The following is a 16,443-nucleotide window of genomic DNA, read 5'->3' as shown; positions in this document are numbered from 1 at the left end:
ACTTTCAACTTTTGCCAGTGTTGATCTGTCAGCATGGTACGAGGCATAGCGAATAGTAAAATTGGGTTTGGCGATTTGATTTTACTACTTCGCTATTTTTTTAAGCTAAAAGTGTCAACACACCCTATTTACAATAAATAATTTAAAGTTATTTGATAAAAAAATTGACTGTAAAGTAGACAAGAATTATTTTGATAACAATTCTTATTGCTATTTACAAATTATGAAAAAACCCTCTTCAATATCTATGTCTAAAAAACTTTTCCCAATATTGGCAACAACAGGGGTAATTTTCATTTCTAATTCGAGTTTTGCAGAGAACTCAGAAAAGGTTTCTCCATCAGAAAATACTGTACAACAGTTAGAAACAATGACATTCACTGCCTCACGTGCTGATGAAGTCCAAGAAAAATCAAAACAAGTGACAAAGTTAGATGAAAAACAAATTGAACTTTAAAAAAATGGTTCTTCAGGGAATATTGCAACTGTTTTAGCTAAAGCTGTGCCTGGCTTATCTGATTCAAGTCGTACAATTACAGATTATGGACAAACGTTACGTGGACGAAATGCACTTATCTTAGTTGATGGTGTTCCGATGAATTTAACGCGTGATACTTCTAGAGGTCTTTCTGCTATTGATCCGGAAAGTATTCAAAATATTGAGGTTATTCGAGGAAGCAACGCCATTTACGGTAGTGGTGCAGCAGGCGGAATTATATCTATAACAACTAAAGCTGCTGGTGGAGAACCTACAGCTAAAACTGTTATTGGCTTACAAAGCCCTTTAACTAATTTCCGTACAGATGCATTAAGTGGGGATATTCACCAATATTTTACGGGAAGCTTGGATAATTTTGACTATGCATTGGAGTTTGGCTATCAACGTATTGGTAGTCCATATGATGCCAGTGGTGATAGAGTTGCTCCAGAACCCAGTCAAGGTGATCTTTATGATGCTGATGCCTATAGCATTGGGGGTAAAATTGGCTATCATATTGATGACAATCAATACCTACAGCTTGCGGCGAATTACTATAATGCAGAACAAAATTCTGATTATGCAGCTGATACGAGCACAAAAAAATATCCTCTTGGTAGTGTACCTGCTCAAGCAATTAAAGGTTTAAAATTAAAAGATCAAAATAAAAATGAAAATCAAATCTATAATTTGACCTATATCAATAAAGATCTATTAGGAAATAAAGTTGATGCACAACTTTACTATCGAGACTTCTTTACTCGCTTCTCACCATTTGATGCTCGCGGTAATGCCAATCGTGGAAAACAAGTCGATCAAATTTACCAAGAAAATAATGTCCTAGGTAGTCGCTTAACAGTCTCAACTCCACTTGAATTCTTGGGTGATACAACTGTCGTTTGGGGCGGTGACTTTAGTCGTGAAAAGAGCGAGATGCCCTTGGATATTTTTGAACCTCAAATTTATGATCAGTCTGGTGGTCTAGAGTTTGTTAAAATTGGGAATCTTATTTATTTGCCTGAGCTCACAACTCAAAGTCTTGGCGGATTTGTTCAATTTAAGCATCAATTTAATGACCAATGGGCTGCTGAGATTGGAACTCGTTATGAAGATAGTTACGCTGAAATCGATAGTTTCATCCCATTATCTCAGTTAGGTAAACCAAACCCTTATACAGTCCAAGGGGGTAAAGTTAAAGCTGATGCATGGTTATATAATGCAAATCTTACTTTCTCTCCAACTGATCAACACTCGATATACGGCTCTTTTAATCAAGGCTTTCAACTTCCTGATGTTGGTTTAGTTATACGTAATGCTGGAGTCGGTTTTAACCTTGCTTCATCATTTTTAGAACCTGTAAAAGTTGATAATTATGAGCTTGGTTGGAAGGGTGATTTTAAAAATATCTCATCTAGTTTCGCCGTATTCCATTCAACCTCGGACCTTGGAGGTGTCCAATCTTTTAACAATGGATTGGTTCTTGCTAGAACAAAAGAGAAAGTTTCTGGTGCTGAAGCAACGATTGACTACATTGATGATGTTAATGTTTGGGGGACTGGGGGGAGTGTAACGTGGATGAAAGGTCGTGAAACTCCACAAAACACGAATAAAGAACAAGATATGACGGGCTTCAGAATCCCACCATTAAAATTGACTGGTTACATCTCTTATAGTCCAACTGATACTTGGACGAATAGACTACAGGCAACTTACTTTGGTGCGAAGGACTACAGGTTGAATGGCGTAAACGGTTTTGGTCGTTATGATGTGAAATCTTATACAACGGCCGACTTAATCAGTAGTTTTGCGCTTAACAAAAAAGATATTGTAACTATTGGTTTAGAAAATATGTTTAACCGAAAATATTACCCACTTTATAGCCAATTGCTAAGATCTGGTGACAACACAAGTCACTTAGTAGCGAATGGAGCAACGTTAAAAGTTTCTTATAGTCATAAGTGGTAGTACTTATCTTTAGTTGTGGTTAAAAAAACATGGGTCATTAAAGAATGGCCCAAGTTTTAACGTATAACATTCGTTAGCTTTTAAGGCCCTCTACAGAGGGCTTTTTTTACTTTATAGCTATTTATGGATTTGCTTTTGGCAATGCAGAAATTAATTTAGACTCATAATCATCAAGTACCCCATCAATGTTTTCTACCCATTTCGTACCATTGGCAATTTGAGCTGATTTTGTCACCTTGCTATAAATGTGGAGAGGGGCTGTATTCAAGTCTTTCGCATTCACGACATTTGTATCTATTTCTGAGTGAATTTTGATTGACGCAAATCCAGGCTGGAACCATGACCAAAATTTATTAATTTTAATGGTGAGGATTAGATCGGCATTTGCTCGATTGGTTTCATTGTCTGTAATGACTTCATAACCTGATTGTTTAAGTGCATGAGTTGTGCGTTTTTGTAATAACTCAGACACGGTCTCCTTTTCTAAAAGAATATCGCCTAATGCTTTTCCGTAGCCATTTCTTTTACGCGCAACAGCTTTTGCTTTTTCTTCAGTAGTTGCTTTGGCTAAACCATCCTTTAAAGACGGAATATCAGGCGTGGTAGGTCTGTCTTGGAATGTTCTATTATCTTCGACCAGAGCGATAATTGCTTTCTTAGAGCTCGGCACTTCTTGAGAGGATGCTGAAGTATTAGGTGCAGGAACTTGAATCAATCCGCGTGATGTCGCACAGCCTGAAAGAGTGGTTATCAAGAGCCCCATAGCAAGTAACATGGAAGAGCGTTTCATTTAAAATCCCCGAGATTGGTGGTTATTGTAAAAAAGTGCATAAAGTTAATAAGATACGTTCTAAAAAAAAAGCTTAACTATTTCATTTTTAGCAGTAATTAAAAAGATTGCTTTGCAGAAGACAGGGGATTTTGATTGAATTTTACCAAAAAGTAAATAATAACCATTGTCAAATGAGAATAAAGATGTTGGATTGCGTTACAAATTTGATGGTTAATATTGATAATTGTAAAAAATGAAAAAGCGTTTCGAAAGTGAGTAAATTTATATTGATGCTTAAATGTCATCGGATTTAAATATCCGAAGTGTATGGTTCAGCCATCTTTAGATGGGTTGATGCAATGCTCGGTTTTCTTGAAAAATTCCAATTAAAAACAATCAGTGTGGCATATATAAGTTTGAGTGCTTTATTTCTCTCCGCTTGTCAAAGTAGTGATTTAATGCAAGCTCAACCAACTCATGCAGTACAACTACTCAAACAACAAAAAGTCCAACAACCGAAACGTGTAGTGTTTTTCTTGGGTGATGGAATGGGCATGACCACGCTTACCGCTTCACGTATTTATTCTGTCGGTGAAGATGGTCAGTTAGCAATTGATCGGTTACCTGAGTCTGCCTTTGTTCGTACCTTTTCTGAAGATGCGCAAGTCACTGACAGTGCACCTTCGATGGGTGCTTATATGACAGGTGTCAAGATGAAAAACGAGGTGATCTCGATGCAGACAGGGACAATTGCAGTTGAACCTGATTCAGTAGGGAATAACCAGTGCGGGACTAACCCACAAAACAAAAATAAGCAAAACACACAGACTTTACTTGAGTTAGCCAAAGCAAAGGGTTGGGGGACAGGGGTTGTGACCACAACGCGGATCACGCATGCCACACCAGCATCGACTTATGCGCATATATGCCACCGTGATGCTGAAAATGACATTGCATCACAGTTGGTCCCGAGTTCAAAAGGCGATGATTATCAACGCTATAACCTCAAACTCAAAGATGGAGTCGATGTGGTTTTAGGTGGAGGTAAGCGTCAATTTTTGCCTAAAGATGCAGGTGGAGAACGTACTGATGGGCGCAATCTAATTACCGAGATGCAAAAGGCAGGCTACCGCGTGGTTTTTGATGAAAACCAACTGTCCCAAGTGCAACTGGCGAAAAATGAAAAATTATTGGGTTTATTTAATCACAGCCATTTAAATTACGACTTGGATCGCACCAAGAAAAACTTGGCAGAGCCGAGTCTCAAGCAAATGACGCTGTCTGCTTTAGACATCCTGACGCAAAATAAAAAAGGTTTTTTCCTGATGGTGGAGGGCGGGCGTATAGATCATGCGCTGCATGACACCAATGCCAAACGTGCTTTACAAGACACGATTGCCTTAAATGATGCTTTAGAAGCAACCATTCAAAAGCTTAAACAAAGTGATCCTGAACTTAAAAATACACTGATTGTAATCACAGCCGACCATGATCACACCTTGGTTTTAAATGGTTATGCCAAGCGTACAGGAAAATACGTCGAAGGTAAGGAAACCAGTGTGCTTGGATTGGTAAAAAACTATGATCAAGCGGGCTTTGCTCAAGATATTCATGGTCAACCTTATCCGATTATCGGTTTTGGTACGGGCAAAAAACGCCCCACTCAAAACCGTATGGATGACTTGGTACTGAACTTAAAAGACACTGATGTCTGTCATCCTGTACAAGGGCCAAAGGCACCACAAGGTGAAAAATATAGTTTCACCTATCCTTTGGCTGAAACGGGTTGGTGTACGGGCACTGCTGCGGATGATTTCCAACAAGAAGCTGTGATTCAAACGGGCTATAAAGATAAAGAAACGCATGGTGGTGCAGATGTGTTTTTAGGTGCGATTGGTCAGGGGGCAGATCAGTTCTCGGGTAGCCTTGAAAATATTGAGGTCAATCATCTGATTCGTAAGATCACAGGCTTATAGCAGAGGGATATCACATGAAACCTACTTTAAAAACCATCCCATACATGATGCTTCTGCTTACAGCATCGATTTCTTCAAATGCTTTGTATGCTGCTGACACCACACTTACACCGACTAAAAACCTTATATTCTTTTTAGGCGATGGCATGGGACCAACCACAGTGACGGCAAGTCGTATTTATGCTGTGGGGGAAAATGGCAAACTGGCCATGGACAGCATGAAGCACGCAGCACGAATTAAAACCTATTCTGAGGATGGTCAAACCACAGATAGCGCTCCCTCTATGGGCGCCTATATGACTGGGCAGAAAAATAAAAATGAAGTGATAGCCATGACAACAGGAACGATTGCGGTCGAACCTGAAGATGGAAAATTGCCGAATGGCAAAAGCTTAGCGAAAGCCATCAACCGTTGTCCAGAACAGGGCAGTAGTATGGTCGCAGGGATGCCTGCGTTAAGTATTTTAGAACTGGCAAAAAAGCAGGGTAAAGCGGTTGGCGTAGTGACGACGACCGAACTCACCCATGCCACACCTGCGGCAACCTATGCACATATCTGTCACCGTGATGCGCAATACGATATAGCGCTTCAAGCTGTTCCAAAAGGTAAAGCTTATAATCCAAACTTATTGGATGGCATTAATGTCCTTATGGGAGGCGGCTTAAATCACTGGACGCCTTATGATGCAGTCTCTAACCCCAAAGGGCGCTTGGATGGCCGTGATTTATTGGCAGAGTTTAAACAGCAGGGTTATCAAACCGTTTTAAGTCAAAGTGATTTGGCGCAGACAGTCAATACCCAGAAAATTTTCGGTATATTCTCCACACAGTCGCATTTAAATTATGATTTGGATCGCCTGAAAAAAAATATAGAGACTGAACCTAGTCTGGCGGTGATGACCAGTAAAGCGATTGATGCATTGCAAGCGCAGAGTAATGGACAAGGCTACTTCTTGATGGTTGAAGGAGGACGTATTGACCATGCGTTACATGCCAATAATGCCAAAAGAGCATTGCAAGAAACCAAAGCATTTAATGATGCAATTCAAACTGCACTGGATAAAGTGGATTTGAGCAATACCTTGATTGTAGTGACGGCAGACCATGACCATGTGATGACCTTTAATGGTTATGCCGCACGAACGGGTCAAACGACGGAAACTAATCCAGGTATTTTGGGGCTGAGCTATGACTATAATATTGCAAAAGAGCAAAATGCTTACAGCAAAGTGCTGGCTGATGGCCAAGTACATAATCCATACCGCGATGTAAATGGGGCAACAGGAACGACGCTTGTTTTTGGAAATGGTACGGGTAAACGTTTAGATATTCGTGACAGTATTAGCAACGAGCAAGCCTTTGCTGACGACTATAAACAAGAAGTCGGGGTACAACTGACGAAAAGCGAAACACATGGCGGCGGAGATGTGATGCTGTTTGCTGAAGGAAAGAATTCAAATCTATTCAAAGGCACACAAGAAAATACATGGGTATTTGAGCAATTGAAAAAGGCGTTTGGATTCTAATGGATACAAGATTTATACGGCCGTTCAAATTCAAAATGAAATTCTTAGCATTGTCTTTCAGTTTGCTCAGTCCATGGGTATGGTCGGCCGATGAATATCGTATTGATTATCAGATTGAACGGTTGGATGCCAATGGGGTCACGACCATTCAAAAATACAGTGAGAAAATAATTCGAGATGAGCAAAATATTTGGATTGAACGTTTAAACACACAAACGCATGCTGACGAAGCCCAGATACATAGCAACACTCATGTGTCTGCCAAAACAGACACCCATGAGCATGTGAGTTTTGACAGTGCAATTCAGTGGATGCAGCGCAAAGATGTAGTCGGGCAAGCAAACGTAGAAAGTCCGTTTCAGCGTTTTTATATTTTGCCAGATGAAAAAATGCGGGTGCAATTGCAGGATGTCGATCAAGAAATGCTAGGGATGAAAAACTGTTGGCGCTGTGAATATAGTTTGATTCATCCTGACATTTTAAAGCGAGCACAATTGATTCAACGTGATTCGAAGTTAGCGCATTATCAAATACGCAGTGCTGGGCAAACGTTGAATATTATATGGAGTGAACAGGATCAACTGGTTCAAAAATATGAATTGCTCAAACCGACCTCAGGCTATGCCAAAACCTTTACCGTGCGCAAAATTGGCCAACATGTTGCTACACCTTGGACACAAACAGAAAAATACAGCGAACGTGACTATGCGGACTTTAGTGATTAGCCGATGAGTTTTTGACTTTTAATTTCGACGTTACAATAGAAATACCCGTGATTTTTTTGGGAAAAATAAGCGCTTAGGACTGTGCCGCTTGTACGGTTAAACCACTCCACCGCTTAAACGCACGTCGAAAATTAGTGGCATCGTTAATTTGTAAATACTGAGAAATCTGTTCAGTTTTAAAACCATGTACACGATATAAAATGATGGCAGTATGCAAACGACTTTGATCGAGTTGCGCTTGAAAATGGGTCTGATGCTTTTTCAGTTTACGTTTTAAGGTGGCAGAACTCATTTGAAAATAGTCAGCGGTTTGTTCAAGTTGAATATTATTTTGAATATTCTGCATTAAATATTGGTGCAAACTGAGCAAAAAACTCTGTTGAATATTTTGAGCTGTCATTTCTTTCAGCGCATATTGATAACTGATTGAAGCTAAGGTCGAAGAGGCATTGGGAAGTTTTTCATAAATCAAATCGCGAGGTAGGCTCATCATGTTGATCGGGCGATTAAACTCTAAAGCACTGCCTAAATGTGTCCAATATTGTTCAATATAATCCGGTTCAGAAAAATTAAACTCGAATTTCCACGCTAATTTGGCTTGGTACAGTTGACGGCTAAACGCTTGTATTGCACTCATTGCACTTTCGATTAAAAAGCGATTTTCAAGCTTGTTTTCATCTAACCAATAAATATGAATATGGCTTTGACTATACATGAGTCGAGGGCATAACCATGGTGAAACGGACGCGGAAAATTCTAAATAACGGCTAAGTGCCTCATCGAAGGTCGATGCATAAAGCATGGATTTAATGGCGTCATTAAAGGGAGTGGTTAAACTGCGCTGACCAAATAAGAAACTGATGTCCTGATTGCGAAAACACTGTTCAGCATTTTTTAAAACCTGTTGTAACTGTTGTTGACTAATTAGTTTTTGCCCCGAAAAGATATCTTCTAAGAAAATACTGCTGCCACTGAGCAGGACGTGATGTTCGACTTCATGACTCGCTGCCAAATCAATTAAAATAGACAATTGATGATGCGCAGGAATGTAGCTGTAGTCGCATTCAAAGCTCATACCATGACTCGCTTCGGTGAGTAGTACTGCTTCACTTGGAGCAATTGCTGATTTAAGGCACTCAAGAGTTGTTGGACAGTTTGGTATTGTCCGACAGCGCAGCAGGTCGTGAGTGCTTTTAGAGGAATGTGCACGGACAGATCACGTTGATAATAAGCACTGACCATAAGCATGCGTTCAAGTTGAGCAGCCATTTTTTCAGCCTGTTGTAGCTTAGTCTCTGGTAACAACATAATAAAACGATCTCCTGCGAAGCGGCAGAGCAGGTCTTGTGGTCGTAAGTTTAAGCTAATCAATTGTGAAACATGCTGTAAAATAGATGTGCCTTCATCAAAGCCATGTGTTTGATTAATCTGATTAAAATTATGCATATCTAGCAGTATGACGGACATGTCGCTGGGTTCATGCAAGTTTTGCTCGATTGCGGCTTTGAGCTGTGTTTTAAAATAATGAGCATCGGCCAAAGGGGTGAGTGCATCGAATAAGCGATGATCCCGATAAATGCGTTCTCTTTTTTGCATGTGTTTAGAAATCGCCAGTTCTTCTTGATGCCAAAAATAAATCCCGATGGTAAATAGACACAGTCCAATTGGAAAAGGAATGGACTCAAGCCATGCATCCCACATGATTTCTTTAGGCAGGCGAATAAACTCATCTAAGCTGTCCATCCACATGTGGAAAAAAATAAAACACAGTCCATAAAAGATATAGTTGGTTACACGGCCCAAAGGACGGCTTTTAATAATAAAGAAAATCCAAATACCAATAAAAACAGTTGCTCCCCCTTCACCTAAAATATCGACCCAGTTCCATTCAGCAAATGACTTGCTCTGCCCAAGTAAGATAAACAACCAAAGGGATAAGCTACAGGCAGTCGCTACACATAATAAAGGCCAGCGGTAGTAAGCAAAGTATTTAGGCATAGCATTTTTTGAAATGATTTATTTTCGCCCAAGCTAAACAGATTTAGATGACAGTTTGATGGCAATGGCTAGGGTCAAAATAGATCAGGGTATTTTTGATTTTTGAGAATAAAAATGCTGAAAAACCCTATCTTTGAGGGGAATATGCATCATTCTGTATGCTCAGTATTTTCTCTATACAGATCAAATTAGCTCACTTTTTGCTGAAAAAGGCCAAAAACAAATAAAAAGGGCAGATCGTAAAAGGCACTGTCACATCATGTTCACATTCAATTTCTATTGTGCGTTCAAACCATGCCACTTTGGCTTGAGGGGAAGAACATAATGCAAAATAATCAGAGCCGTTTCATGAAACATAAGCGTGCGGGTTTTCAGCTCAGCACATTGGTCCTGTCAATGCTGAGCATGACGCATCTACATGCCGAAGATAACACGGTGGAATATGTACAGGTCATTGGTCAAGCTGCAAGTATGGATAAAGCACTCAAAGAACAAAAACGTGCCGACCAAATCAGCAGTGTGGTACATGCCGATGGCATTGGACAATTACCCGATGACAATGCCGCAGAAGCGTTGCAACGGATACCAGGTGTATCTACAGAGCGTGACCAAGGCGAAGGACGTTTTGTTTCCGTTCGTGGTTTAGGCGCTGACTTAAATGCAGTAACCATCAATGGTACTTTGGTTCCTGCACCTGAAAGCGATCGCCGTGGCGTAGCATTGGATGTCTTACCTTCAGAGCTAGTACAGTCATTGGCTGTGGTGAAAACGCTGACACCAGACATGGATGCCAACTCATTAGGTGGTACGGTGCAGGTTGAAAGTTTATCGGCTTTTGACCATGACGGTTTGTTTTATACGGGAACGGTTGAAGGTGGTTATGATGAAAAACGGGAAAAATATAGCCCTAAAGCATCTGGTGCTCTCAGTAATCGTTTCAGTGTTGGTGAGGGGCAAGACAACCTTGGGGTGGCACTGGCACTGAGTTATCAAAACCGAAAATTTGGCTCGGACAATGTTGAAACGGGTGGGGCTTGGGATGGTGACGCACTTGAAGAAACCGCAATGCGTCAATATGACATCGAGCGTGAGCGCATTGGTGCGGGTTTAAACTTTGATTACCGTCCGAATGACACAGGCGAATACTATTTAAGAACTTTATATAGTCGCTTTAAAGACACTGAATCACGTCAGGAAGTGGCGGCTGAATTTTCTGATCCACAACTTGCAGGCCAGCGTGGTGATGCAGAAGTGACTCGTTCACTGAAGAGCCGTGAAGAAACACAAGAAATACAGTCTTTTGTCCTCGGTGGTAAGCAAGGTTTTGGCACGTGGACGGTGGAAGGTCAGCTCGGTTATAGCGAAGCATCGGAGGAAAATCCAGGGGGAATTTCGGGGGCAAAATACCAAGGTGATTTTAGTAATGTTGGATTTAATAGTACGCAAAAACCTGTAATTACGGCAGACCAAGATTTTTATGATGCGGCCAACTATGAGTTAGATTCGGTGTCGTGGGAAAAATCTAAAACCACCGATAAAGAATACAACGGTAAATTAGACTTTTTGAAAGACTATATGCTGGGGAATTATGCTGCTGCATTGAAGTTCGGCGGAAAAATCAGCCAACGTGAAAAAACCAACAATACCGATGAATGGAAATATGAAGATCTCAGTACGTCAAGTTCAGATTTCAATTCAAACAGCCATTATGAACTGGGTCAGTTTGGTCCAACCATTAATAAAAACGCTATTAAAGATAAAATCAGTGGATTAAATCCAAATGATTATGTGGTTGCTGACGGTTCAATCATTAATGACTTTAAGTCGAATGAAGACATACAAGCGGCTTATGTCATGAATACCGTTGATTTGGATCAACTGCGTGTGATTGCAGGCTTACGTTATGAAAATACCAACTTTGAAGCACGTGGTTTTGAGTTCAACGATGATGTGATCACTGCGACTAAATATAAAAATGACTATGATCATTGGTTGCCAAGCCTACATTTACGTTATCAATTGGCCGATAACGCTTACCTCCGTGCCGCTTGGACCAATAGTGTGGTACGTCCGAACTTTGCGCAAAGTGCACCAGGTGTCTATATCGATGGTGATGAAGCTGAGTTTGGTAACCCAATGTTAAAGCCTTTAGAGTCTTCTAACTTTGATCTGGGTGTAGAAAAGTATTTTGGCAAAGCCAGTATGGTGGGTTTCTACGCATTTTATAAAGATATCGATAACTTTATTTATAACACCAATATTGCAGGAACAGGGCAATGGGCTGACTTTGATGAAGCTATTACCTATAAAAATGGTAATGAAGCAAAACTGTACGGGATGGAGTTTGCCTACTCACAAAAGTTTGACCATCTAGGAGCGCCTTGGAATGGTTTCTTGCTGGGCTTTAATACGACCTTTAGTAAGTCAGAAGCAGATATTGATTCGATGAAAGATGGCGAACTTCTGAGCCGTCGTATTCATTTACCAAACCAGTCGGATGTGGTAGGCAATGCCATGATTGGTTGGGAAAATGAGCGTTTCGGCGTACGTTTGTCTGCAAACTATAAGTCTAGCTATTTATATGAGTTAGGTGATATTGATACGCCTGAAAAAGATACTTATACCGATGAGCAAGTCTTTCTCGACTTTAGTAGTCATCTGAATTTGTCAAAAAATTTACAATTAAAGTTTGATGTACAAAACATCACCGATGAGCACTATTACAACTACGCAGGTGCGAAGGCTTACAACGCGCAGTATGAAGAATATGGCCCAGCCTATAAGCTTGCTCTGACTTACACCCATTTTTAAATTTCACTAAATAAACGCTCAGGTTTTCTTTGTTGAGAAGAAAACCTCGAGATATGGTTGCCCAAATTTGAGTAATTTTATGAATTTTTCAAGCTTTAAATTGTCTGTTTTAACAAGTTGCATAGTGTTACTGACAGCATGTAGTCAGCATGGTGTTTCTCCATCTCCTGTAAGCTCACAACCATTAACGGTGGATCAGCCAACAGCAGAAAAGCTCCAATTACGCGAAGTTGATACAAATGAAGCTAAAACTGAAGATGTGCAATGGTTGAGCTTAAGTACATGGCCAGAAGTGACAGCTCTATTGAGCAGTAAGAATAAAGGTCTTCAGTTTTTAGATGATGAACAAAATGTATTGCATCACATTCAAGGGCAGTTTGGACGTTTTGATTACCGGATTGGTTCGGAGCGTTTATTGATTGCTGCATCGAATTTGCAACAACAGCAAATTCAACTGATGAGCATGAACTTAAAAAATAAAGTATGGGACAAAGCCAGCTTTATTCCAAAGCGTTCATTTAAGTCCGAAGATGTTTGTCTATACACCGATGCTCAAGGCTTGAGTTTTGCCTTTTTAGTCGGTGAAGAAGGGATAGGTGAGCAGTGGCTTGTGGCGAATCGTGAAAAAGCATTGGCCCTGCCGCAGTTGGTACGTCGTTTAAGTTTTCCACCTGCAAGTACTGTTTGCAAGGTGAATGATACTAGTGCAGAACTCTTAATCAATGAAGAAAATGTCGGTGTTTGGGTCTATCCTGCCCATTCTGAAGCAGATATGGTGCGCCAAGCAGTCGATTTGGTAAAACCGTTTGGCTCGATTCAAGGGACACCATCCGCAATTAGCATTGTGGATGATCACATTGCGGTGCTTGATGAAGAAAAACCACTGCTTTATCGTTATCAAAAACAAGACAAGCATTGGAACATCCTAGAACCATTACAGCTGAGTGGTTTAAAGGAGGCGGAAAGTCTGAGTATTCGCGGAAATTTAACCGATAAATCTCTACTGATTTTAGATGATAAAACGGTGAAAGCAGCCGATGTTGAATGGGAAACTCAGACCCAGACCAAAGCTCAAAGTATCATCACTATCCCTGCAGAAGTGCAGACAGAGGGTGTGCCAAGTACAGGTGATGCGGCTGATGATCCTGCTATTTGGCACAATGCCACACAGCCGAGTCAATCCCGTATTTTAGCGACAGATAAACAAGGCGGCTTACAAGTCAATGACCTACAAGGTAAAGCTGTACAGTATTTGCCAGTCGGGAGACTCAATAATGTCGATGTACGCCATGGCTTTAAGTGGGGTAATCAAACGGTTGATTTGGCTGTGGCATCGAACCGAGACCACAACAGCTTACATGTATTTGCGATTCAACCAAAAACAGGCAGGGTCTTTGTGCTTGGTGAGTTACCAACGACTTTAGATGACATCTACGGCATTTGTATGTATCGCGATGCTCAAGGTGAAATCTATGCCATTCCAAACGATAAAAACGGGACTTTTGTTCAATACCACATTACCGCTACGCAGCAAAAATTAAGGGCTGAAGAAGTACAACGTTTTTCAGTTAAAACCCAACCTGAAGGCTGTGTCGTAGACGACGCCACAGGACGTATTTTCTTGGGTGAAGAAGATGTCGCGGTGTGGGTAAAAGATCTCAATCCAAAAACTCAGCTCCCTATGCAGCAGGTGATAGGTGTAGGAGAGGTGATGCATGATGACATTGAGGGAATGGGACTTTATCACGGTAAAAAGCAAAGTTATTTGGTAGTTTCAAGCCAAGGCAATGACAGCTTTGTGGTGCTTGATGCCGCAGCACCTTATACGGTTCGTGGCGCATTTCGTGTAGGCATCAATATCGACAAAGGCATTGACGCTGTGTCTGAAACAGATGGACTAGATGTGAGTTCCCTAAATTTTGGTGGCAAATGGAAGCAAGGCATGTTGGTGGTGCAAGATGGACGTAAACGGATGCCTGAAACCAATCAGAACTTTAAATATGTGCCATGGGAAAAAATCGCTCAAGCCCTGCATTTAGACTAAATAGCGCTTTAGTACATAGGCTGGGGCAAAGAGTCACAGCCCATTTTAAAAATATACATGTACTGCACCATGCAGTAAAAAATTGGAGTGCGTTATGCAAGCAACAATGGATCAAATGTCGGTTTGGATGTTGATTAGCCATGCCAGTGTGTTGGTGAAAGTAGTGATGTTGATTTTGGTTTTATCCTCAGTAGTAAGTTGGTATTTAATCGTGCGTCACGGTATGTTACTTCGTGGACAAGAGCAGCTTTGGAACCGCTTTTTAAAGAATTTTAGACAGCAAAAAGATCTCAATCTTTTACAGCAAGATTACCAACAGCCTGAACAACAGAAAGGCGTAGTCAGCATTTTTCAACATGGGGTGGATGAATACCATCAATTGATCAAAGATGAGCAACTCACTACAAGTGATGTGATTGATGGGGTAGAACGTCGTTTGCTCAGCAGCATCAGTGAAGAAGAAGAAAAGCTTCAGCAAAATCTGACCTTTCTTGCAACAGTCGGTTCAGTCAGCCCGTATATAGGCTTATTTGGAACGGTCTGGGGCATTATGAATGCGTTTATTGGACTGTCTGCCGTTGAACAGGCAACCCTCAATACAGTTGCACCTGGAATTGCAGAAGCGCTGATTGCAACAGCCATTGGTTTATTTGCCGCTATTCCTGCGGTAGTCGCGTATAACCGCTTTTCGGCACGTGCTGACAAGCTTTCCAGTCGTTATTACGGTTTTGCCAATGAGTTGCAAACGCGTATTTATCGTTTGTTGGGGCACACTGAGCGCGCTTCGCGTTAAGGAGCAACAGCCATGATTAAGCGTCCTCAAAAATTAAAACTCAATGCTGAAATGAATGTGGTTCCTTATATTGATGTCATGTTGGTGCTATTGGTGATTTTTATGGTGACTGCACCGATGTTGACACAAGGCATTCAAATTGATTTGCCTAAAGTGGATGCCAATGTCATGCCCGCGTCACAACAGCAGCGTATTGTGACCTTATCTATTCAAGCCAATGGTCAGTATTACTGGAATATTGGTTCGGAAGTGAATACTGAGAAAGTCACGGATCAGGCCATTGATTTAGCCAGTATGCAACAAAAGCTCGTTCCGATTATTCAAAAAGATAAAAGCCTACAGTTTTATGTGCGTGCCGATCAGGATGCCGATTATCAACTGGTTGCACAGGCCATAGCATCCTTGCAAAAAAGTGGGGTAACGAACTTGGGGCTAGTGACAGAGGAACCACAATCATGATGGCAACCGTTTCCAAAATTAGGTTTCGTGATCAAGGTCTAGCGCTTTCGGTCACGGCTGGATTGCATATTGCGCTAATTGCATGGTTATGTACGGTTGAGATGCATGAAACATTGGTGGAACCTAAGCCGAAAACCATTCAATTACAATTTGTGCAAATACCACCTCCTGCCAAACAGCAACCACAACCTAAAAAGCCTGAACTGATAGTCGAAGAAAAACTGCTACATGAGCCTGTCCCAAAAAAACAGATTGTGAAACCTGCTGAAGTTCAACCGAAAACCACCAAGAAGTTTGTAGAATCACAGAGCAACAAAATTGTACCTACAGCGGCTAAACCGACACAGCAAGTCATGACAGAAAAGCAAACGGCAGCAGCTGAATCTCAGAAAACAGTAGATACGCAGTCTAAAGCGGATATACCAACTCAGACAAAGACCCAGAAATCAGTAGAACCCAAAGCACAAACTCATCCTGAAACATTTGATGTTAAAAATTATCAACCTGTTGCAAAAATAGCACCAGCCTATCCTGAACAAGCTTTGGATCGTAAACTTGAGGGGGATTGCACAGTGATGTATAGCGTAAATGAAAAAGGACGGGTAGAAAATCCTAAAGCACAAGGCGATTGTCATCCGATGTTTGTACGACCTTCGATTCAGGCTGCACTCACTTTTAAATATCAGCCTCGTCTCGTCGATGGCAAACCGACCAGTGTGTCGAATGTTAAAAATACCTTCCAATATCGTATTGAAAGTTAATTTTATGTGGCTTTGTTGCACAAACATTCAAAAGCTAAACTTCTTCCAAGTTATCTAAATTTAAGTGGCAACTTGGGTGTGAGGTCGACCTAAATCTGTAAATTTATTTAATACGGCCACACGTGCATGAATCTC

At 41.0% G+C, this 16,443-nt stretch carries 11 protein-coding genes and 1 pseudogene; 9 read left to right on the top strand and 3 right to left on the bottom strand.

Annotated elements, in window-relative coordinates:
- Positions 1-223 precede the first annotated feature (223 nt).
- Positions 224-2,443: pseudogene (locus HYI04_RS15815) on the top strand (TonB-dependent receptor).
- A gap of 121 nt (positions 2,444-2,564) precedes the next feature.
- Here the strand turns inward: HYI04_RS15815 and HYI04_RS15810 are convergent.
- Positions 2,565-3,218 (bottom strand): flagellar biosynthesis protein, encoded by a 654-nt coding sequence (locus HYI04_RS15810; protein WP_178896368.1) that lies wholly within the window; start codon positions 3,216-3,218, stop codon positions 2,565-2,567.
- Positions 3,219-3,574: 356 nt separating this feature from the next.
- Between HYI04_RS15810 and HYI04_RS15805 the strand changes: the two genes are divergently transcribed.
- From HYI04_RS15805 to HYI04_RS15795, 3 genes are read left to right on the top strand one after another with little or no spacing between them, the layout of a single operon-like run.
- Positions 3,575-5,191, top strand: a complete 1,617-nt coding sequence (locus HYI04_RS15805; protein WP_178896367.1) for an alkaline phosphatase — start codon at positions 3,575-3,577, stop codon at positions 5,189-5,191.
- A 14-nt stretch (positions 5,192-5,205) separates the two neighbouring features.
- Positions 5,206-6,717: an alkaline phosphatase gene (locus tag HYI04_RS15800; protein ID WP_178896366.1), complete on the top strand. Its 1,512-nt coding sequence runs from the start codon at positions 5,206-5,208 to the stop codon at positions 6,715-6,717.
- A 35-nt stretch (positions 6,718-6,752) separates the two neighbouring features.
- Positions 6,753-7,442, top strand: coding sequence for a hypothetical protein (locus HYI04_RS15795; RefSeq protein ID WP_010326317.1), 690 nt, complete (start codon positions 6,753-6,755; stop codon positions 7,440-7,442).
- Between the two features lie 73 nt (positions 7,443-7,515).
- Here HYI04_RS15795 and HYI04_RS15790 read toward each other — a convergent pair whose 3' ends face one another.
- Together HYI04_RS15790 and HYI04_RS15785 are read right to left on the bottom strand one after the other, a co-directional pair.
- Positions 7,516-8,517 carry an AraC family transcriptional regulator ligand-binding domain-containing protein gene (locus HYI04_RS15790; RefSeq protein WP_010326318.1) on the bottom strand — a complete coding sequence of 334 codons (1,002 nt, stop codon included), beginning with the start codon at positions 8,515-8,517 and terminating at the stop codon, positions 7,516-7,518.
- The gene (locus tag HYI04_RS15785; RefSeq protein ID WP_010326319.1) at positions 8,514-9,440 is read right to left on the bottom strand and encodes a diguanylate cyclase domain-containing protein; all 927 of its coding nucleotides are present in this window, start codon (positions 9,438-9,440) and stop codon (positions 8,514-8,516) included. Before HYI04_RS15785 ends, HYI04_RS15790 begins: the two co-directional genes overlap by 4 nt.
- Positions 9,441-9,764: 324 nt before the next feature.
- Here HYI04_RS15785 and HYI04_RS15780 point away from each other — a divergent pair, with 324 nt between their 5' ends.
- The 5 genes from HYI04_RS15780 to HYI04_RS15760 all read left to right on the top strand — a co-directional run bounded on the left by HYI04_RS15780 (position 9,765) and on the right by HYI04_RS15760 (position 16,308).
- On the top strand, positions 9,765-12,251 hold the full coding sequence (locus tag HYI04_RS15780) for a TonB-dependent receptor (protein ID WP_010326320.1): 2,487 nt from the start codon (positions 9,765-9,767) through the stop codon (positions 12,249-12,251).
- 79 nt (positions 12,252-12,330) lie between these two features.
- Positions 12,331-14,295, top strand: a complete 1,965-nt coding sequence (locus tag HYI04_RS15775) for a phytase (protein ID WP_010326321.1) — start codon at positions 12,331-12,333, stop codon at positions 14,293-14,295.
- 94 nt (positions 14,296-14,389) lie between these two features.
- Entirely contained in the window at positions 14,390-15,088 is a 699-nt protein-coding gene (gene tolQ / locus HYI04_RS15770) for a protein TolQ (RefSeq protein ID WP_004694253.1), read from the top strand.
- A 12-nt stretch (positions 15,089-15,100) separates the two neighbouring features.
- Positions 15,101-15,547 (top strand): protein TolR, encoded by a 447-nt coding sequence (gene tolR, locus HYI04_RS15765; protein WP_010326322.1) that lies wholly within the window; start codon positions 15,101-15,103, stop codon positions 15,545-15,547.
- Positions 15,544-16,308: an energy transducer TonB gene (locus HYI04_RS15760; protein ID WP_010326323.1), complete on the top strand. Its 765-nt coding sequence runs from the start codon at positions 15,544-15,546 to the stop codon at positions 16,306-16,308. Before tolR ends, HYI04_RS15760 begins: the two co-directional genes overlap by 4 nt.
- The last annotated feature ends 135 nt before the right edge of the window (positions 16,309-16,443 follow it).

Origin of the sequence: Acinetobacter sp. SwsAc2 (assembly GCF_013391465.1) — a bacterium.
Taxonomy (GTDB): domain Bacteria; phylum Pseudomonadota; class Gammaproteobacteria; order Pseudomonadales; family Moraxellaceae; genus Acinetobacter; species Acinetobacter johnsonii.
The sequence above is the reverse complement of the archived record's forward strand: the minus strand, read 5'-3'. Positions and strand labels throughout refer to the sequence as shown.